The following is an 18,469-nucleotide window of genomic DNA, read 5'->3' as shown; positions in this document are numbered from 1 at the left end:
ATTATGGCTGCATCAGGGACAGATCGCATGGTGGTAGTTCCGAAGCAGAATTACCACATGCAGCGAGTGCGAAACAAAACATCGGACCTTCTCTATTCCATATTCAGATATGCTTTGGTCATTGGTATTTCATTTATTATTTTATACCCGTTATTTCTCAAAGTGTCAGTGGCGTTCAAGGATAAGCAGGATATCTACAATCCAACGATCTATATGATTCCTCAGAACGTTACATTGGATAATATCCGGCTTGCGGCACAAGTGATGGATTACCTGCCTCTGCTGGCAAACACGTTATTGTTCGTTACCATCACAACGCTTCTGACAGCCATATCCTGCGCACTTGCCGGATACGGCTTCGCCCGGTTTTCTTTTCCAGGTAGCAATGTGCTCTTTGTACTGGTGATCCTCACCATTCTGGTGCCAACAAGCACACTCATGGTGCCGATGTATCTGCATTTCCGCAGCTTTGACTTTATGGGCATCATCCAGTTGTTTACCGGAAAGAATGGCATTAATCTGCTGAATACGTATTGGCCTTCCGTGATTACGGCGGCAACAGCGGGAGGGCTGAAGGCGGGGTTGTTCATCTACATCTTCCGACAGTTCTTCAAGGGCATGCCGAAGGAGATCGAGGAGGCCGCCCTGATTGACGGCGCTGGTGGATTCAAGACGTTTGCCCGTATCATGTTGCCCAATGCCATCTCACCACTGATTACGGTCATTCTGTTCTCCTTTGTGTGGCAGTACAACGATACGTTCTATTCGGCATTATTCATGAGTGAAAGTCCACTGATCTCACTGAAGGTGGCTTCCTTGCCTGCTCAGGCGAACCAGTTGATTCCGCAACTGATGGGCTTTGGTTCGAACTCGGGCATTAAGGCCGATCCGAACTATGTGGCCATGATTGTGGACACGGGTATTTTGCTGGCGATTGCACCGCTGATTATTTTGTATCTGTTTGTGCAGCGTTATTTCGTGGAGAGCATTGAGCGCTCAGGTGTAGTGGGTTAAGGGGAGCGTTGAATTGAGATGAAAGAAGCGTGGGTATTCGCTGTAACAATTCATGCGAATACTCACGCTTCTTTCTGGTGGGGTACATATGTAAATGGAGCTGTCCTTTGGAGAAACATTATAATCTGTTTCGAACCAAAATCTAGTTTGCCGGTTGTAGCATATCTCGGATATTGGGATATAAATTCACACTGTTCGTGAATAAGATATATGATTGATTAACCGTACGGATCAGAATCCTCTCGCTTGTGCCATTAACCGGACCGATCCGAATGGCGGATGGTTCGCTGCCACCGTACGTATCATCCAGAGTGACCGATGAGATATGTGCGATGGGGATTTCGATTTTGGAGAACTGCCAGCGGATGACCAGTTGATCTTCTATTTTTTTCACGTTAACACCAAACATAGGTTGATCTCCTCCTGTTGTATCATTGTAGTAATCTCGTATGTCCAGTTTATCATATTATGGATAAAATTACCTTATTAATAATGAAGGGAGTGGAAAGGTTGAACGACTGGAATGCCTATCATTATTTTGAACAAAGTCTTGGTCCTTTCAGAAATCTCTCCAGCCTGTCTGCGGATGAAGCAGAAGAAGTAACTCAGCAGATCCGTCTTCAGGGAAGGAACTTTGCCAGTCGGCGATCCGCAGATTACATGGCCATTCGCAGAATGCTTGAGCATAGAGCTTATGAGCAGTTTGTTGCCAAAGGTGGAAAGCCGCTGCAATCATATCCCCATTACCTGACGCTTGGCGCATGTGAATGGTTGTCGTCCTGGTATTCAGAACCTGATCATGTGCTCATTCCGTGGGGTGATCTTCCTGTCGATGTTGTGAGTTTTACCTACGGGGACTTGTTTCCAACAATGAGGTTTGACGATGCTAAACCTTATCGTAAGCAGATTTATACCAAAGATGAAATCATCGAAGTGATCCAAACCTATGGTTGGCCTCAGGAATGGAACCGTCAGGGCGATAAGGGTCCGGAACGTTATATTGAGGTGCAAGTGTGGGACGAGCGGTTCATCCAATCGTACACACGGGTGTAAGATAACGGGGATGGATACAGGATTAACCATGAGACATACCGAATACAAATAGAGAAATGAGTCAGCTTAAACTCCAACACAAAGGGTGTGCCACATGACGAATCTATTCGAACATTGTTCAGGTCAGACTTTATCTGCCAACCTGGGATGGCTGAACGAGCCAGCAGATTGGTCCATTGAAGACGGCAAAGTAACGATAACCGTTTCGCCAGTCAGTGACTTTTTCATTGATCCGGGAGGTGACCCGGTGAAAGCCTCAGCTCCATTTTTACATACGATAATCAAGGGAGATTTCAGCATCGTCACTCAAGTACAGGTGGACATGAAAGAACAGTATGACTCGGGCTGTCTGATGGTAATGGTGGACGATACGAATTGGGCTAAAGTCTGCTTTGAATTTTTTGAAGAACAGCCGTCCATTCTCAGTGTTGTGACCCGTGGTAACTCGGATGATTGTGTATCATCCCCTGTAGATGTCAGCAAGCCTTATCTGCGTGTAGCCCGTGCAGGCAGCAGCTTTGCTTTCCATTATTCCCAGGATGGTGAGAAGTGGAAACTGGTACGTTATTTTGGCCTTGATTGCCCCGAAGAGATCAAAGTTGGCATCGTGGCCCAATCCCCAATCGGGCAAGGGACCACAGTTACTTTTGCAGATGTACGGCTTCAGTATGGACTGACCGGAAGTGTACGCCGAGTAGAATAAAAAACGATCAGAACGTTGTTCTGTCATTTATTTCACTCGAATTAACAATCCGAACAGGCCGAGTACAGCAAAGGCCAGAAATGCCGTTGTATTGGAGAACACTTCAATCGTGTAACCTGCCATGGATGAACCGAGGAATTGCCCAGCACCCAGCGCGAGAAAGGCAAGACTAATTCCGATGGATACATTGGGACTGAATAGTCGCGTTGCCCAAACGATAAATACACTGGTCAGGAAAATATATGTGCTGCCAAATATGATCGCAGAGATCAGGCTTGCCGCCATGGATGGAAGCAGGATTACCCCGAGCGAGATAGCCAATAAAAGTATACCTATCCGGTAGGACCACACAATCTCAATACGTTCAATAATGCGTCCGGCGCATCCGCCGAGTATCCCCATAACCCCCATCACAATCCAGAACAACACGGCTTCCGAATCGGAGGCCCCTTTCTCGTCCGTGAGGAAGTTTCGGGCAAAGGTCCAGTAGATTGCGGAACTAACACCTGTTAACAGACAAGCCATCAGAAGAGCAGACCCGGGTCTGGTTGGTTTCATACATGTCCAGAGCGACTTGGTACAAGGCAGTGTCTTGGTTGCCGGAATGACACGTCTGTTCCACAGCAGAACTACAACACCGATCACGGCAAACAGGATGTAGGTTAGACGCCAGTAATCCGTGAACAGCCAGTAGAGTGGACCGGATATAACAATTCCGAAGCTGGTCCCTGTATTAATCCAGCTGTTGCCTCTGGCTTGCAGATCCGGTGCAAGTTCCGCATTAACTGTGTTACCAAGGGCCGGAGAGGCCCAGCCTGTACTTAAACCGGCTAGAAATACACTAAATGCAAGAACCCATGCATTCTGAGACAGGGCAATGCCGGTTAATCCGAGCACTGCGCTGATGCCTGCCAATTGAATGACATAATGGTGCCCCTTGTGATTAATCAACAGGGGTGCCGTTAGAAGGGACAGACAATAGGCAATATACGTTCCAGAGTTAATCGCCCCGGAGGCTGCGTCATTCAAGTGTAAGGCTTCCGAAATTTCCGGCATAAACAATCCATAACTGAATCGCCCGAATGCATAACATACAGCGATAAGTGCAATGCCTGGAAAGATAATTTTTTTCATAAAATCCACCGCCTTTTTAGATAGAACGATCATTATATTTTCACTTAAATAAAAAAGTGAGTTGAACTACTAACTCACCCGGAATAGGACTACTTGAAACTGGTTTGCGTCATATGGATCAATTCTCGGCAGACGTCATTTACATTTTCTGTCTCAGCAAGTGCCGTAGAACCCTCCAGCAGCAGGGCAAATCGTATCAGATCTCGATCACTTGCAGCAGGCGCCAATGTTTGGATTAACGTTCTCATATGTCTTTTATGTGCATTCACTGTCTGGACGATGATATGGTCTGCATGACCTCCGAATTCTTCTTTGGCGCGTAAGAACAAGCAACCTCTTGACTCGTGTTCTTTCAACCAAGTTGCATGTCCTTCAGCCAGATTGAGAAACATGGGTTGTTCTTTATTGTTTGCATATTGCCTTAACTGTTCCAAATAACGCTGTTCGCGCCGGAGGAGCACCTGAACGATGAGGTCATCCTTGGATTCAAAGTGGTTATATAACGTCATGATGGCGATTCCGGCATCTGTGATAATTCGCTTCAATCCAATGGAATGGAAGCCATGAAGATAAAATAATTCTTCAGCCACGTTCAAAAGCATTTCTTTTTTGCTGCTCATAATCAGGAATGTCCTCTCTTGAAAATAGGATAGAACGATCATTATACCTTATAAAGGTATAAAAAATGGCTCACACTGTCAAATCGTGTGAACCGTTTCAATCTCCATTTGATGTAGGGCCTCAATCCATTCTGTCGAACATTCGGAGTCTGTAATGACCATTGATACGTGATTCATGGGGGAGATCTGTGCAAACGTGGATCGACCAAATTTGGTGTGATCGGCTACCAAAATGGACTCTTCTGCTCGTTCCATCATTCTGCGGGAAACAAGTGCTTCTTCCAGCAAATAGTCTGTTACACCATCCATTAACGAAACACCGCCGGCAGAGATGAATGCTTTGTTTACTTTGAACTGACTCAGCAATTCATATGTGACTGGCCCCGTGGAAGCTTGCACCGCTGAATTGATTTCACCTCCAGCAAAAATGATTTTACCTGCAAAACCTTCCAGCGCACAGGTGAGGATTGGAACTGAGTTGGTGATGACAGTCACCTGTGAACGATTTCTTAGTTGACGCATGATCTCCAGTGTTGTTGTGCCATTGTCCAACATCACGGTTTCACCATCTTCAATCAGAGCGGCAGCTGCAATGCCGATGCGCTGTTTCTCACTCATCTGAAGCTGCGCACGCTTTTGAAAAGGGGCTTCGATCATTCCTGAACGTACACGAACAGCTCCGCCATAGACTTTACGCAATTCGCCTTCCTTTTCGAGTCGATCCAGATCACGTCGTATGGTTTCTGTAGATACCTGAAACAGATCTGCCAAAGCCTGAACCTGAACTTTCCCTTGGGTAGCCAAACGGGTAAGAATAGTGTTTTTGCGCTCTTCGTACGTTAGAGACATACGTTGTCGAACCTCCTGTATTGCGTATACATATGTATTTTTTATAATTCGTGTAGTCTTGTGGATTTATGTTGATTTATATAGTTTAAAAGGTCAAGCAAAGCTTGTCAATTTGCCGAATATGTACTTTAAAAGAAATAAATCTGCACCGTCTAGGATCTTGATTATTTTGTTATCCAAGAACATGGGACAGAGATGTGATGATGAAGTTAATGATGTATTGACAGTACTATCATGTGAAGATAAGATCATATAAAACAACATAATGTCACAAGAAACAACATACGGAGTGTAACGAGATCATAATTATATAACATGTATTTTTACTTACTAATGAGGGGGTCAAAAGAGTGAAGCGACAGCTGACTTTTCAAAAAGATGGAACGTTTAAAATTGTGCAGTTTACAGATCTGCACTGGAAAGACGGTCGTCCTGAGGATATCAGAACCCGGAAGTTAATGAATACCGTTGTTCAAGCGGAACAACCCGATCTGGTTGTGTTTACAGGGGATGTGATCTATACGGGGCCGGTAGATCAGGGGAAAAAGGCATGTGAGCATCCGGAGCAGGCTTTCCGTGAGGCCGTAGCAGTTGTGGAAGAGTGTGGCATTCCGTGGGCATTTGTGTACGGCAATCACGATACGGAAAATCGGATTACTCCCGATGGATTAATGGATGTCATTCAGGAGCATGAGTATAACGTGACAGAGCCTGGTCCAAGCGAGATTGCAGGGATGAGCAATTACACGCTAGAGGTAGCCGATCCAAATGGGAGTCCGGCTGCAGTATTGTATTTCCTCGATTCAGGGAGTTATTCCACAGTTGAGTCTATTCCCGGCTATGACTGGATTCAGCCCAATCAGATCCAGTGGCTGATGTCTGAATCCATACGCGTCAATTCCGGCCGCAGCCGCGGAGATAAGCTACCCGCCTTGGCGTTTTTTCATATCCCGATTCCTGAATACCAGTCCATGTGGGACACGCAGATCTGCTATGGCAGCAAGTACGAGCCTGTCTGTTCTGCCCAAGTGAACTCGGGGCTGTTCTCTGCACTGCTGGAGATGGGCGATGTGATGGGAACCTTTTGCGGACATGATCATGTGAATGATTTTCACGGGAATTACCATGGCATTCGTCTCTGCTACGGGCGTTCGAGTGGGCACAGTACATATGGAAGGGAAGGCATGCTGCGCGGAGGACGCATCATTCAGTTGAAGGCGGGACAACGCAGCTTTGATACATGGCTTCGTCTGGAAGACGGCTCTGTCGTGAAGGAGCAGCCAGAACATCAACCTGGGAGCGCTTCAGCACAATAGATTATATAAAAGAGTAATGGAGTAGAGAGGAACGTTTTGATTATGATTTTACCTATAATGCTGGTACTGGCTTCCGGGATGGCTCATGCCGTCTGGAGCATGTTTACCAAGCGCAGTCTGAATAAAAGTGTGTTCTTGTGGTCCATTATGATGATTCCAACGATTCTATTGCTTCCTGTACTCATTGTGGAATTGGCACGTGAACCCTTATCCATGGCAGCCTATGCGCTACTGATTCTGTCGATGGGCTTGCAGGCATTGTACTCTTGGCTGTTGTCTCAGACCTACGAACTCGGCGATCTATCTCAGATCTATCCGATTATGCGGGGAACGAGCACCTTATTGGTACCTCTAATCGGAGTTACTTTTCTGGGCGAAACCTTATCATTGTACGGCTGGATCGGCATTGCGTGTATGCTCGGCGGATTTACGGTGCTCAGTGGTGCCGGAAGCAGAGATGTTAATACGGGCTCGCGTGTAACGGGATTGAAGCCGGTTTTGATGGCTTTATGTGTAGGTTTATGTACAACCAGTTACGTGTTCGTGGATAAGCTGAATCTGGAACATATCTCACCCTTATCATTACTTGAAGTGACCAACATTGGTTTTGTCGCCGGTTTAACCCCTGCGTTGCTGGCTTCTCGTCAACTGCGTCAGGAGTGGAAGGTGAATCGATCGACCATTATGCTTGGCGCGTTACTGAATCCGGGCTCGTATCTGTTGTTTCTGTTTGCGTTACAGCAGGCACCGATGGCAAGACTGGGTCCCCTTCGGGAAGTAGGAACGATATTTGCAGCCTTCCTCGGGATTTTACTGCTGAAAGAACAGCAGGGGAAAAAGCGTATTCTCTGTTCCGTCGTTATTTTTGCCGGCATTTTGCTAATTGGGATGTGGGGCTGACTAAAAAAATGAATCAGATTTCTTCATGCAATCCCCTCAGGTGAATGACCTTAAGATGCATCTGTTCAGATGACACTTAGGTGACCGCCTGAGGGGATTTGTTCATTTTATCGGAGACACCCAAACATGATATATTGGATGCAGGCACAGTAAGCAGGTAGAATAGATTGAGGGAGTGAGTAGAGCATCGGGAGTAAAGAGAAGGACCACTTGTTGCATGAGGAGAAATTCATCCGGGCAATTGCGGAGCACGAGCAATTAATGCATGACCTGCGGAGAGTGCGAGGTCTCCATTTGCCACAATGTTACATAGGTGCAGGATATATTCGCAATTATATCTGGGATGTTCTTCATGGATATGCTGTTCGAGAGCTGCATAGTGATATTGATGTTGTCTATTACGATGCGCAAGATCTGCGAGAGGAACGAGACATACAGTTGGAGTGTCAGCTTCGTGAGTTGACAGGCAATGCCAAGTGGTCGGTCAAAAATCAGGCCAGAATGCATCTGCGCAATGGCACAGATCCTTATCTTTCTACTGAAGATGCTCTTCGCTATTGGCCAGAGATTGTGACTGCCATAGGCGTACAGTTGGATGAAGAAGATCGGGTTAACATCTGCGCTCCTCATGGTCTGTGTGATCTGTATGCGTTAATGGTTCGTCGAAGCCCGTTCTTCACGGATGCTGATTATTATAATCAACGCGTACAGAAGAAGTGCTGGCAACAACAGTGGCCCAAACTAACGATAATAACAGACTGAAAGATAAGTGATTTGCGGAAGTGCAGGTACAAGAAGGAGTGTCTACAGAATTGATGAAAAAGTTCTTACAGAAAAACGGACTGATCATTGATCTTGTCCTGTTGGCATGTTTTGTAGCTTTTCTGGTCTTTTGGGGCCAGAGGTTTGCAGTCATGTTTTTCGGAATGATCACGGTGGCTTTTATCGTGCTAAGACGGATTGACTATCAGAAGCATGTTATTCTGAAACGGATTATCCTTACCGGATTTGGTGTGGTTGCCGTCTCCTTTGTCATTGTTGAAGCACTTGTGTTCACACAGCTTGGTGCGAATGATCCGGAAGAAGCGGACTATGTCATTATTCTGGGTTCAGGCATTCGGGGAACGGAATTGTCATTGACCCTCAAGCAAAGGTTAGATGCCAGTCTGGACTACATTCGCAGTCACCCTCAGACGCCGGTCATTGTATCGGGTGGACAGGGACCCGGGGAATCGATTCCCGAAGCGCTTGCCATGAAAAACTATCTGATTGAACAGGGGATTAACCCCGCCCAAGTCATTATGGAAGATCGCTCGACGAGTACACAGGAGAATCTGGCCTTTTCCAAAAAAATCATTCATGAATCCGGATTGGAGCACCCCGAGATCATGATTGTCACCAGTGACTATCATATGTTCCGTTCCAAATATATCGCTGCCAAGAACGGGTACGCGGCAGAATACGGTATATCGGCCCCGTCACCGGGATATTTGAAGCCGGTCAACATGATCCGTGAATATTTTGCTACGATCAAAACGTTTATCTAATATGCAAAAAGGACGAAGCGTAATACTTATGCTTCGTCCTTTTGCATATATGGGTGTACTTGTTCCTTAACGTTGAGTTATTTCTTTGAAGGAACAAGTACAGCTTCAGAAACCTGATCCGCAGGCGCTACCATTTCAGAAGATGAGGCAGGAGAAGGAACGGTTGCAGCCTCGGAAGGGAGGGCTACCATCTCAGAAGATCCAGCAGGAGAAGGAACTGTGGCTGGTTCTACAACTTGAACTTCAGAAGGTTCAGTAGTCGAAGGAGCTGGTATATTTTCTGAAACTTCATCCTCAGGGATAGCCACGATTTCAGGCGTTTTGGAAGCAGCGGGAGCAGTTACAGCTTCAGAAATTCCGGATTTAGATGGAGAAGCTGCGATTTCAGGAGTTTCAGATACGGTAGGAACAGGCACGGCTTCAGTAGCCTTGGCCTCTACTTTAACCGTATGGTTTGATGCCCATACTGCGGTGGATGTACTTACTCCTGTAATAAGCAATAGGGCCCCCATACTTAACATCCAGTGTTTCTTGTTCAGTTTCTTCACGTTAAACATGTTCATCAATCTCCTTTTTAATTGTTTGCCTTCACCCGACAGGGATGAACAAAATTGAGTAGGCATATTCTTGGTTCCCGCCATCACATTTAAAATTGTCTCACCATATTGTCTTCGTTCTTCGTGGGACATCTCTTTCACCACATCTTCATCACAGGCTAATTCGCTCCAGGTATGAATGTCCCGGCGAATCATATGAATCAGGGGATTGAACCAGTGCAGGGCACTAACCCCCAAGGTCAGAGCCTTGACCCACAGATCTTGATGTTTCAGATGTACCAACTCATGATGAATCACCATCTTGATGTCCATCTTTACCGTATTTTCGGGTGGAAGATATATGGTTGGTTTAAACAAGCCGACCAGTATAGGGCTCCGTACTGCCGTGCTGTGAGCAAGCGTGATATTGCGTTGGAGACCCAAAGCCTCTTTGATTAATGGCAGCTGTATAGCGGCTTCACTATCATAGAGAACTGGTATACGTGTGCGTGATAGTTCATTCAAAAATCTCCGATAACAGTACACCTGCCATGCAGAAAAACCGATGACGCCAATGCCCCATATGCATAACAGGGACCAGGCTGTAGTTACAGAAATGGTTTGTGCCGAGATAAATGTCCCTGCAAGTAAGCTTGTAGATGTTGCATGCTCCATACTCGGTACAGTTGATGTAGGAGGGAATGCAAAACCCAAAAGCCATGAAAGGCCAAGGGATACCGGGAGCAGATAGAACAAGAGAGCCATTTTACCGAGTCTGTAGAGCCACTTGGTCGGAAAAACAGATACAGGTATGAGTCGCAGTGTCAACATACATATGGCAACGATACTTCCAGCCACGGTCAGGCTGCACAGAATTTCAAAAAAGATGTTCATGATCTGCACCTACTTTTCCGAAAGCCATTTTTTCAGTTCTGAAATGTCATCGTCTGAAAGCTTATCGCCGTCATACATGGCCGAAACCAAATTCTTGACAGAACCTTGATAAAGCCCATCAAGCACGTGCTGTGTTTCCTGTAGTTTATAGTCTTCTGGTTGTAGAAGAGGTTTGTAATCATTGATTCTTCCACGCCTCGTCACGGTAAGAGCGCCTTTATCCACCAATCTGGACAGAAAGGTAGACATGGTCTGCGCTTTCCACGCTTTCCCTTTCTCAGCGAATATGTCTAATAGCTCTGTCGAGGTGACGGGTGGATCGCATGACCATATAACGACCATTAACTCCATTTCTGTTTCGGATAATTTTTGAATCTGGTTCACAGTGAACACTCCTTAACATCGTTATGCGTCCATAACGAGCATATTACTACACTACGTAGTACGTATAAACTACTACAACTTGTAGTGGATAGTCAAGTTATCCTGATAGATGATTGCCAAACCATGTTATAATATAGGTCATTAATAGAAGAACGATGTAGGAGTGAATGATCATTACAGCATATCAATTACCTGCTCTCTATGAGCAGAAGCGAGTTTCAATGCAAGAAATGGAAGAGATTGTACGCCTGTTGGCCCAAGCCCCGCTACTATATGATGATGGAGAGAGCATTCAGGTTCAGGACTATCTGGAAGGATTGGAAGTCGAACTTGAGCATGAGGTACGCCTTGCTGTGACTGAATTGTATGCACTGGCTGTTCAGGCCTGCCGCGTCTTCACTGATCCATTGGCGTACGAACAACTTCAAGATGCGCTTGGGTTACAGGCTGAGTTATGGCAGGAGGAAGTGCTTACTCTTGCGAAGTGGATGGACTGGCTGAAGCAGATCAGTGAAGGAAAAAGAACACTGCCCGAGTATAACTTTACAGCCATGCTTGGGACTTTGCCGGACGGATTCATGATCCATGACTTTTATGATGAGCTCCGATATCAACTGGAACAAAACCCTGCACACACATGGGCTATCGAAGAGCGGGATCGCTTGTACACGGCGCTGGGTGCGAATTAAATCAAACCAACGGGTCACCAGCGGTGTTTAATCTAATATCTGTATTTTGCATGCATAGAAACAGGTTGATCTATCTCTTGCGAAATCTTTACCCAGTATGGGAAATGAGGGGATACCGTGAAAAAGATTGTATTAGCTGGTGGAACGGGTTTTGTTGGACAGGATTTTGCCCAAAGGTTCAGGAAGCTGGGTTATGAGGTGCTGATTATCTCGCGTCAGCCCGGTCATATTGCCTGGGAGGATCGTACAGGGATCATAGAAGCACTGGAAGAAGCAGAGATATTGATTAACCTGGCAGGTAAATCGGTGAACTGCCGTTATACGGATGAGAATCGCAAAGTCATTCTGGAATCCAGAACGCGTACAACACGTATTCTCGGGGAAGCCGTCCTGGCTTGTAAACATCCTCCCGAACTATGGATTAATTCGAGTACGGCGACCATATACAGACATGCTGAAGATCGTCCCATGACGGAAAAAGAAGGCGAGATTGGCTCTGGCTTCTCGGTCGACGTTGCCAAAGCTTGGGAACAGGCTTTCTTTGAATTCAGTTTGCCGTCTACACGTCAAATTGCACTGCGAATTGCGATTGTGCTGGGCGAGGGCGGCGTGATGGTGCCCATGACGAACCTGGTCCGTTTTGGCCTGGGAGGATCTCAAGGTGCAGGGACACAGCAATTCAGCTGGATTCATATCGAGGATCTGTTCCGCATGGTGATCTATTTGCAAGAGCATCCGCACTTAAATGGTGTGTTCAATGCGTCCTCTCCGCATCCGGTTACAAATCGGGAGCTCATGGCACGTCTGAGAGAACAGATGGGTGTTCGGATCGGGCTGCCCTCTCCTCGCTGGATGCTTGAACTGGGCGCACGATTCATCAAGACCGAAACAGAGCTGGTTCTCAAAAGTCGATGGGTCATTCCTGAGCGACTGGAGAGGGAAGGCTTCACTTTCACCTACGGAACGTTAGATGTCGCACTTGCCGAGATCCTGAGTAAGAAGAAATAATACTTCATACAAAAGAAAACACAACAGCAAGGGCAGAGGCATCTGCCCTTTATTATATATTTTAAGGCTTCTATCAAATGGCGTTTTGCCATTTGAGGTTAAGGACTCATTTCATTTATATATGTTCAACTAAACATTTACACGATAACGGAGAGGACAGAAATAACTTGAAGAAGCGAAGCGTGCGCCTTTATCCCCGGATTTTCCCTTTTTAAGAAGGGAATCAAAAAAATCTGGGGATAACAGCGATCGGAAAGTTGTTCTGTCATCGGAGTGTCTGTGTAAATACTAATTAGCTGAACTTATATATATCAGTCAGATGAACAGAAAGAGGTTGGGGAAATGCAACTTAGAAGAGTGAGGATTGCGGGAACAGGGAAGTACCTGCCTGAACAGGAAGTTACCGATGAGGAACTGGATCGCCGCTTGGGCGTGCCTGCAGGCTGGGTTAGCAAAGCCACAGGTGTAGGTGTACGCCATTATGCTTCGGGTGAAGAGACTTCCTCCTTCATGGGCGCGCGGGCTGCTGAAGCTGCACTTGCGGATGCAGGATTACAATTCAGTGATATCGACTGCCTGGTGTGTACAAGTGGCACGAAGGAACAACCGTTGCCTAGTACGGCGGTGTTTATCCAGCAGGCCATGGGGCAGCAAGATTCGGGCGTACCCGCCTTTGATATGGATGCAACCTGCCTGAGTTTCCTGAACGGACTGGATGTGATCTCCTATATGGTAGATGCCGGACGTTACCAGCGAGTACTGCTCGTAGCCACCGAGATTGCCTCAGCGGGACTAAATTGGTCGGATAAAGAGAGTGCGGCCCTGTTCGGAGATGGAGCAGCCGCCGTTATTATTGAGCGTTCGCCTGAAGGGTCATCCTCACAGATTGTACATGCTTCCCTTCAAACCTACAGCCGAGGTGCTCGCTTCTCGGAGATAGCAGGTGGCGGTACACGGCAGCATGCTTCGAATTATAATGCAGATCAGCCTGAGCCTTACCTATTTCATATGGATGGACAGGCCATCTTCCGCATGGCTTCCAGACTTTTACCCGGATTCATTGGTGGTATGTTGCAGGCGACCGGGAATCGGATGGAGGATTTCCAATTGGTGATTCCCCATCAGGGGAGTGCCATGGCGATGAGACTGATCCGCAAAAAGCTAGGCATTGCTGAAGATCGGTTTATGGACATCACACGAAATCACGGCAATACAATTGCGGCATCGATCCCGATGGGTCTGCATGAAGCGATTAGACAACAGCGGATTCAGCGGGGAGATCGGGTGTTGATGATTGGCACGGCTGCCGGATTATCATTGGGAGGACTCATTTTTGACTACTAGATCTGGGGAAACCGGACATCGTACAGCTGCTTCTCTTCGTGTGCTGCTTACAGGCGGAAGGGCTCCCGTTACGCTCGATCTGGCACGTATGCTTCATCGTGCAGGCCATCGGGTCTATGTTGCGGAGAGTGTCGTACGGCATCTGACCAGATCATCCCGTGCAGTGGAACAGTACGCTGTGGTTCCATCGCCGCGTCATGACACACGTACTTATCTGGCGGAACTGGAACGGTTGGTACAGGATTGGCAGATTGACCTGCTGATCCCCATGTGTGAAGAAGTCTTCTATGTTGCTCAAGGGGCAGACAGACTGCGTGCATATTGCCGTGTTCTGGTTACAACCATGGAGCAATTACATGAGCTGCACCATAAATATGATTTTATCCAGCTTGCAGGGTCACTCGGTCTTCCCGTTCCCGATACGCGCCTGATCAACAATCAGCAGGAATGGATGGAAGTTCATTCTGTTCTGGGAGAATCAGGAGATTGGGTGTGGAAACCGGTGTATTCCCGCTTCGCAGCCAAAGTTCGCATGCCAGCACGTTTGATCGATGAGGGTACGGGCGGGACTGAGCAAGAAGGACACATAAGCAAAAAGAAGCATCGACATTTACGTAACGATCCTCCGGAAGAAGGGGAATTATCCTCTGCTTCCCCTTGGGTTGCACAGGCCTTCATTCCGGGTCAGGTGTTGTGTACATACAGCATAGCCCACGAAGGACAACTGGTTGCGCACGCCACCTACGATAGCCGCTACCGCACAGGAAGCGTGGGGGCCAGTGTATTTTTTGAACAGGTTGAACATGAGGGTGCGCTTGCCTGGGTAAGACAATTTGTGCAGGCAACAGGTTTTAGTGGACAGATTGGGTTTGATTTTATAGAAGGCCAGGATGGGCAAGTATACGCAATTGAGTGTAATCCGAGGGCAACGAGTGGGATTCATCTGTTTCACCCCGGAGATGACTTGGTGCGTGCACTGACTGAACCGGAGACGTTGGTCAAAGAAGGAAAATGGATCACGCCCGCAAAGGGTAGCAAAGCCATGCTCATGCTTCCCATGCTGGGAAGCGGAGTACAGCAGATCTTCGGCAAAGGCAAGTTCCGTGCATGGATAGCTGCCTGGCACGGAGCGAGGGATGTGGTTTATTTAAGGCAGGATATTCAGCCTTTCTTTGAACAATTCGCGGTAGTGCTGGCCGCCTGGCGTCTGGCAAGATCACAGAAAATCTCACTGACTGAAGCTTTGACTCACGACATAGAATGGAACGGTGAACAACAATGAAGAGAGCATTGGTTACAGGAGCTACGGGATGTCTGGGCAGGCACCTCGCGATACGGCTTGCAAAAGAGGGATGGGACGTCACAGGCATGGGCCGACAGTCCAAGGTTGGTGCAGAACTTGAGTCGGCAGGAATCCGATTCCTGAATGGAGATATACGGGATGAGGCGGCAGTAAATGAAGCGTGTACGGGGCAGGATGTGGCCTTTCACTGTGCGGCGCTATCATCACCATGGGGGAAGTATAGGGACTTTTATGGAAGTAATGTGGAAGGAACACAGAAACTCATGGATGGCTGCCTGAAAAATGATGTACAGCGATTCATACATGTCTCGACTCCAAGTGTATATTTCAACTACATACCACGATTTAACGTACATGAAAATGACCCGTTGCCATCCAAACCAGCGAATCATTACGCAGCCACGAAGCTTCTCGCTGAACAGGTCGTAATGGAAGGGCATAGAAAGGGACTTCCGTCGGTCATGATTCGACCGCGAGCGATCTTTGGTCCGTATGACCAGACGTTGTTTCCCCGAATTGTCGCGGCCAATGCGAAATCCGGCGTGCCCATGATCGGTGGCGGACAGGCTTTAATTGATCTGACCTGTGTGGATAATGTGGTGGACGCCCTGTTATTGTGCCGTGATGCACCGGACGAAGCGCTCGGCAGAGCGTACAATATCTCCAATGGCGATCCGAGGGCGTTTAATGAGTTGGTGAGCAGCTTGTTTGGCATGCTGGACATGCCTCTGCGTCGTCGAAACATTCCTTATCAGGCAGCATATGGCGTTGCAGCATTGCTCGAGCTTGTTCATGGCTTTATTCCTGCGCTGGGTGAACCTGTGTTGACAAGGTATACCGTTGGCTCCTTATCCATCCCGCAGACATTGGATATTACGGATGCACAGGAGCGATTGGGATACGTCCCTCGGGTGTCTATTGAAGAAGGTTTACAACAATTTGCAGACTGGTGGAGGGCTGGATCATGCTGACAACAACTCCGGTAGAACTATATCTGGGTGCAGCAGGTTACTGTACACATCCAGAATTTCTGACGCTGCGGGGTGGTCGGTTGAAGCCGGTGCCTTTCCCGGCAGGTTTTGCCTGCATCATTCACCCTGTACATGGACCAATCCTGCTGGATACGGGATATAGCTCCCGCTTTTTCAAGGAAACGGCTCATCTGCCCAATGCACTGTATCGTCATATTACACCGGTTGTCTATCGTGAAGAGGATAGTGCCGTTCATTTTTTGGCTGGGCTTGGGCTGAAAGCTTCGGATATCCGGTATATTATCCTCTCCCATTTTCATGGCGATCACATCGCAGGTGTACGAGATTTCCCGGAGGCACAATTCATCTATTTGCCGAGAGCTTATGATGCTGTGCGCTCACTCGGTCCGATTGCGGCTGTGAAGGCAGGTTATCTGTCTGGATTGTTGCCTGAAGATTTTGTAGCCAGATCCTTGCCTGTTACGCGTCAGCCGGAGCGGTGGACAAGAGCGGGAGAATCGTTCCCTTATGATGAGGTTTACGATATCTTCGGCGATGGCAGTCTGCTGGGGGTGGAGGTATCCGGTCATGCGGAAGGCATGATGGGACTTCTGTTGCGTACAGAAGAACATGATTATTTCCTGTGCGCGGATGCAGTGTGGTCGAGTCGGGCTTTTCGTGAACAGCGCAGGCCTCATGCGCTCGCGGGTATCATTATGTCTGATCGACAGGAATACCACCGTAACTTTGACAAGTTGGTTCAGCTGCATCAGCAGTTTCCCGACATTCGGATAGTGCCGAGTCACTGCCGAGATGTGCTGGACGCTTGGGGCACAGGAGGGCTGAAACGATGAGCAATACCCTTCGTATTGTAGTACATTATGCGCTTGCACGCGGGCTGCGAACATGGAAAACGCGGGAACAACTGGAGCGCTGGCAAGAGCGTCGGATTATTCGACATGTCCATCAGATCCGCGCCCGATCTCCGTTTTACCGAAAGTGGTGGGGTGGCGTGGACGCATCCTACTGGAGAAGCTTTCCGATGATTGACAAATCAATCATGATGGAGAACTTTGATACACTGAATACGGTAGGCATTACCAAGGATGAAGCGTTGGCTCTAGCAGGTGAAAGTGAAGAAACGCGTGACTTCAAACCCTCCATTCAGGGAGTGACTGTTGGATTGTCCTCGGGTACGTCAGGGAACCGGGGAATATTTCTGGTAAGTGATCAGGAGCAGGATGCGTGGACGGGCACGGTGCTGGCCAAGTTGCTGCCTGGTGGGCTGTGGAAACCTGCGAAGATTGCGTTTTTCCTGCGGGCCAACAGTAATCTGTATGAATCGGTGCAGCGCGGCAAGTTACAGTTCCAGTACTTTGATCTTCTGGAACGTGTGGAGACCTTGGTGAGACGGTTGGAAGAATACCAACCTACCGTCTGGGTGGCTCCCCCATCCATGCTGCGTCTGTTGGCGGACGCCTATGTGGCAGGCCACCTGACCGCTGTACCGGATAAAATCATCTCGGTTGCCGAGGTGTTGGACCCCCTGGATCGCAAGGTACTGGAACAGGTCTTCGGACAGAACGTTCATCAAGTCTACCAGTGTACAGAAGGGTTCCTGGGAGCGACCTGTCGTTATGGCACACTGCATTTGAATGAGGATATAGTCCATATTGAAAAAGAGTACATGGACCCGGCCACCCGCCGGTTCGTGCCCATTATTACGGACTTCTCCAGAACATCACAGCCGATCATCCGGTATCGGTTGAATGATATTCTGACCGAGGCGGCAACGCCATGTGCCTGCGGTTCTCTGTTTACAGCGATTGAGCGGATTGAAGGCCGCTGTGATGATACGCTTTATTTTGAACAACTGCATACGGGTGTGTCTGTACCGGTCTTTCCGGATTTCGTTACTCGCGCCGTCATTGCGGCTTCGCCGGATATTGAACATTATCGTGTGGTGCAACGTGGGGACGGGACGATGGAGGTATCGCTAGTACTTGGTGGAAATGCAGCAATGGAGCAAGTAAGGGCTGATGTGTTGCATGAATTGAACAAGATGGCAGACAGGATGGATTGTACTTTGCCGGAGGTGAGATTCGTTCCGTATGCGTTCAAACCAGGGGTCACCAAGCTGCGCAGGGTGGAGAGACAGCTTGATTGAGTTGGTGAGAAAATATTGGGGGAGAGCAGGTGGCTGC

20 protein-coding genes are annotated in these 18,469 nt (G+C 47.9%); 14 read left to right on the top strand and 6 right to left on the bottom strand.

Annotation, left to right across the window (positions count from 1 at the left end; translation table 11 throughout):
• Positions 1 to 3 precede the first annotated feature (3 nt).
• A complete protein-coding gene (locus ACX9NY_RS15175; RefSeq protein WP_472473512.1) occupies positions 4 to 1,014 on the top strand; it encodes a carbohydrate ABC transporter permease in 1,011 nt (336 codons plus the stop codon).
• Positions 1,015 to 1,156: 142 nt separating this feature from the next.
• On the opposite strand, the gene ACX9NY_RS15170 is transcribed toward ACX9NY_RS15175, so the two are convergent.
• Positions 1,157 to 1,423, bottom strand: a complete 267-nt coding sequence (locus ACX9NY_RS15170) for a SunI/YnzG family protein (RefSeq protein WP_339240728.1) — start codon at positions 1,421 to 1,423, stop codon at positions 1,157 to 1,159.
• Between the two features lie 101 nt (positions 1,424 to 1,524).
• Here ACX9NY_RS15170 and ACX9NY_RS15165 point away from each other — a divergent pair, with 101 nt between their 5' ends.
• Both ACX9NY_RS15165 and ACX9NY_RS15160 read left to right on the top strand, forming a co-directional pair.
• On the top strand, positions 1,525 to 2,067 hold the full coding sequence (locus ACX9NY_RS15165; RefSeq protein WP_342572369.1) for a hypothetical protein: 543 nt from the start codon (positions 1,525 to 1,527) through the stop codon (positions 2,065 to 2,067).
• 94 nt (positions 2,068 to 2,161) lie between these two features.
• Entirely contained in the window at positions 2,162 to 2,770 is a 609-nt protein-coding gene (locus ACX9NY_RS15160; protein WP_472473509.1) for a DUF1349 domain-containing protein, read from the top strand.
• Positions 2,771 to 2,797: 27 nt separating this feature from the next.
• Here ACX9NY_RS15160 and ACX9NY_RS15155 read toward each other — a convergent pair whose 3' ends face one another.
• The 3 genes from ACX9NY_RS15155 to ACX9NY_RS15145 form a co-directional block, all read right to left on the bottom strand.
• A complete protein-coding gene (locus ACX9NY_RS15155) occupies positions 2,798 to 3,904 on the bottom strand; it encodes an MFS transporter (RefSeq protein WP_472473507.1) in 1,107 nt (368 codons plus the stop codon).
• 89 nt (positions 3,905 to 3,993) lie between these two features.
• Positions 3,994 to 4,524: a TetR/AcrR family transcriptional regulator gene (locus ACX9NY_RS15150; protein ID WP_339259946.1), complete on the bottom strand. Its 531-nt coding sequence runs from the start codon at positions 4,522 to 4,524 to the stop codon at positions 3,994 to 3,996.
• Positions 4,525 to 4,602: 78 nt separating this feature from the next.
• A complete protein-coding gene (locus ACX9NY_RS15145) occupies positions 4,603 to 5,373 on the bottom strand; it encodes a DeoR/GlpR family DNA-binding transcription regulator (RefSeq protein ID WP_472473504.1) in 771 nt (256 codons plus the stop codon).
• 350 nt (positions 5,374 to 5,723) lie between these two features.
• Between ACX9NY_RS15145 and ACX9NY_RS15140 the strand changes: the two genes are divergently transcribed.
• The 4 genes from ACX9NY_RS15140 to ACX9NY_RS15125 all read left to right on the top strand — a co-directional run bounded on the left by ACX9NY_RS15140 (position 5,724) and on the right by ACX9NY_RS15125 (position 9,136).
• The gene (locus tag ACX9NY_RS15140) at positions 5,724 to 6,689 is read left to right on the top strand and encodes a metallophosphoesterase family protein (RefSeq protein ID WP_472473502.1); all 966 of its coding nucleotides are present in this window, start codon (positions 5,724 to 5,726) and stop codon (positions 6,687 to 6,689) included.
• 42 nt (positions 6,690 to 6,731) lie between these two features.
• Positions 6,732 to 7,589 (top strand): DMT family transporter, encoded by an 858-nt coding sequence (locus tag ACX9NY_RS15135; RefSeq protein WP_339240737.1) that lies wholly within the window; start codon positions 6,732 to 6,734, stop codon positions 7,587 to 7,589.
• A gap of 213 nt (positions 7,590 to 7,802) precedes the next feature.
• Entirely contained in the window at positions 7,803 to 8,351 is a 549-nt protein-coding gene (locus tag ACX9NY_RS15130) for a nucleotidyltransferase family protein (protein WP_472479166.1), read from the top strand.
• Positions 8,352 to 8,404: 53 nt separating this feature from the next.
• Positions 8,405 to 9,136 carry a YdcF family protein gene (locus ACX9NY_RS15125; protein WP_339259953.1) on the top strand — a complete coding sequence of 244 codons (732 nt, stop codon included), beginning with the start codon at positions 8,405 to 8,407 and terminating at the stop codon, positions 9,134 to 9,136.
• Between the two features lie 77 nt (positions 9,137 to 9,213).
• Here ACX9NY_RS15125 and ACX9NY_RS15120 read toward each other — a convergent pair whose 3' ends face one another.
• Together ACX9NY_RS15120 and ACX9NY_RS15115 are read right to left on the bottom strand one after the other, a co-directional pair.
• The gene (locus ACX9NY_RS15120) at positions 9,214 to 10,566 is read right to left on the bottom strand and encodes a M56 family metallopeptidase (RefSeq protein ID WP_472479164.1); all 1,353 of its coding nucleotides are present in this window, start codon (positions 10,564 to 10,566) and stop codon (positions 9,214 to 9,216) included.
• Between the two features lie 9 nt (positions 10,567 to 10,575).
• Positions 10,576 to 10,950: a BlaI/MecI/CopY family transcriptional regulator gene (locus ACX9NY_RS15115; protein WP_339240744.1), complete on the bottom strand. Its 375-nt coding sequence runs from the start codon at positions 10,948 to 10,950 to the stop codon at positions 10,576 to 10,578.
• 167 nt (positions 10,951 to 11,117) lie between these two features.
• On the opposite strand from ACX9NY_RS15115, the gene ACX9NY_RS15110 reads away from it, so the two are divergent.
• The 7 genes from ACX9NY_RS15110 to ACX9NY_RS15080 all read left to right on the top strand — a co-directional run bounded on the left by ACX9NY_RS15110 (position 11,118) and on the right by ACX9NY_RS15080 (position 18,432).
• Positions 11,118 to 11,639, top strand: coding sequence for a hypothetical protein (locus ACX9NY_RS15110; RefSeq protein ID WP_472479162.1), 522 nt, complete (start codon positions 11,118 to 11,120; stop codon positions 11,637 to 11,639).
• A 117-nt stretch (positions 11,640 to 11,756) separates the two neighbouring features.
• Positions 11,757 to 12,647, top strand: a complete 891-nt coding sequence (locus ACX9NY_RS15105) for a TIGR01777 family oxidoreductase (RefSeq protein WP_472479160.1) — start codon at positions 11,757 to 11,759, stop codon at positions 12,645 to 12,647.
• Positions 12,648 to 12,989: 342 nt separating this feature from the next.
• The gene (locus ACX9NY_RS15100) at positions 12,990 to 13,991 is read left to right on the top strand and encodes a beta-ketoacyl-ACP synthase III (RefSeq protein WP_339259958.1); all 1,002 of its coding nucleotides are present in this window, start codon (positions 12,990 to 12,992) and stop codon (positions 13,989 to 13,991) included.
• Positions 13,981 to 15,273 (top strand): ATP-grasp domain-containing protein, encoded by a 1,293-nt coding sequence (locus ACX9NY_RS15095; protein WP_472479158.1) that lies wholly within the window; start codon positions 13,981 to 13,983, stop codon positions 15,271 to 15,273. The genes ACX9NY_RS15100 and ACX9NY_RS15095 overlap by 11 nt, the downstream gene beginning before the upstream one ends.
• The gene (locus tag ACX9NY_RS15090; RefSeq protein ID WP_472479156.1) at positions 15,270 to 16,265 is read left to right on the top strand and encodes an NAD-dependent epimerase/dehydratase family protein; all 996 of its coding nucleotides are present in this window, start codon (positions 15,270 to 15,272) and stop codon (positions 16,263 to 16,265) included. Before ACX9NY_RS15095 ends, ACX9NY_RS15090 begins: the two co-directional genes overlap by 4 nt.
• On the top strand, positions 16,259 to 17,119 hold the full coding sequence (locus ACX9NY_RS15085; protein ID WP_339259964.1) for an MBL fold metallo-hydrolase: 861 nt from the start codon (positions 16,259 to 16,261) through the stop codon (positions 17,117 to 17,119). The genes ACX9NY_RS15090 and ACX9NY_RS15085 overlap by 7 nt, the downstream gene beginning before the upstream one ends.
• Positions 17,116 to 18,432, top strand: a complete 1,317-nt coding sequence (locus tag ACX9NY_RS15080; protein WP_472479154.1) for a F390 synthetase-related protein — start codon at positions 17,116 to 17,118, stop codon at positions 18,430 to 18,432. Before ACX9NY_RS15085 ends, ACX9NY_RS15080 begins: the two co-directional genes overlap by 4 nt.
• Positions 18,433 to 18,469: the final 37 nt, after the last annotated feature.

The sequence above is a fragment of the Paenibacillus sp. CB74 genome, assembly GCF_055687625.1.
Note: the sequence above shows the minus strand (reverse complement) of the source record. Positions and strands in the feature narration are given on the sequence as shown.

Coding starts and splice junctions, on each gene's coding strand:
- ACX9NY_RS15135 (WP_339240737.1), top strand. CDS start 6,732: ATGATTTTACCTATAATGCTGGTACTGGCTTCCGGGATGGCTCATGCC.
- ACX9NY_RS15110 (WP_472479162.1), top strand. CDS start 11,118: ATGATCATTACAGCATATCAATTACCTGCTCTCTATGAGCAGAAGCGA.
- ACX9NY_RS15120 (WP_472479164.1), bottom strand. CDS start 10,566: ATGAACATCTTTTTTGAAATTCTGTGCAGCCTGACCGTGGCTGGAAGT.
- ACX9NY_RS15145 (WP_472473504.1), bottom strand. CDS start 5,373: ATGTCTCTAACGTACGAAGAGCGCAAAAACACTATTCTTACCCGTTTG.
- ACX9NY_RS15085 (WP_339259964.1), top strand. CDS start 16,259: ATGCTGACAACAACTCCGGTAGAACTATATCTGGGTGCAGCAGGTTAC.
- ACX9NY_RS15160 (WP_472473509.1), top strand. CDS start 2,162: ATGACGAATCTATTCGAACATTGTTCAGGTCAGACTTTATCTGCCAAC.
- ACX9NY_RS15150 (WP_339259946.1), bottom strand. CDS start 4,524: ATGAGCAGCAAAAAAGAAATGCTTTTGAACGTGGCTGAAGAATTATTT.
- ACX9NY_RS15175 (WP_472473512.1), top strand. CDS start 4: ATGGCTGCATCAGGGACAGATCGCATGGTGGTAGTTCCGAAGCAGAAT.
- ACX9NY_RS15155 (WP_472473507.1), bottom strand. CDS start 3,904: ATGAAAAAAATTATCTTTCCAGGCATTGCACTTATCGCTGTATGTTAT.
- ACX9NY_RS15100 (WP_339259958.1), top strand. CDS start 12,990: ATGCAACTTAGAAGAGTGAGGATTGCGGGAACAGGGAAGTACCTGCCT.
- ACX9NY_RS15125 (WP_339259953.1), top strand. CDS start 8,405: ATGAAAAAGTTCTTACAGAAAAACGGACTGATCATTGATCTTGTCCTG.
- ACX9NY_RS15080 (WP_472479154.1), top strand. CDS start 17,116: ATGAGCAATACCCTTCGTATTGTAGTACATTATGCGCTTGCACGCGGG.
- ACX9NY_RS15090 (WP_472479156.1), top strand. CDS start 15,270: ATGAAGAGAGCATTGGTTACAGGAGCTACGGGATGTCTGGGCAGGCAC.
- ACX9NY_RS15170 (WP_339240728.1), bottom strand. CDS start 1,423: ATGTTTGGTGTTAACGTGAAAAAAATAGAAGATCAACTGGTCATCCGC.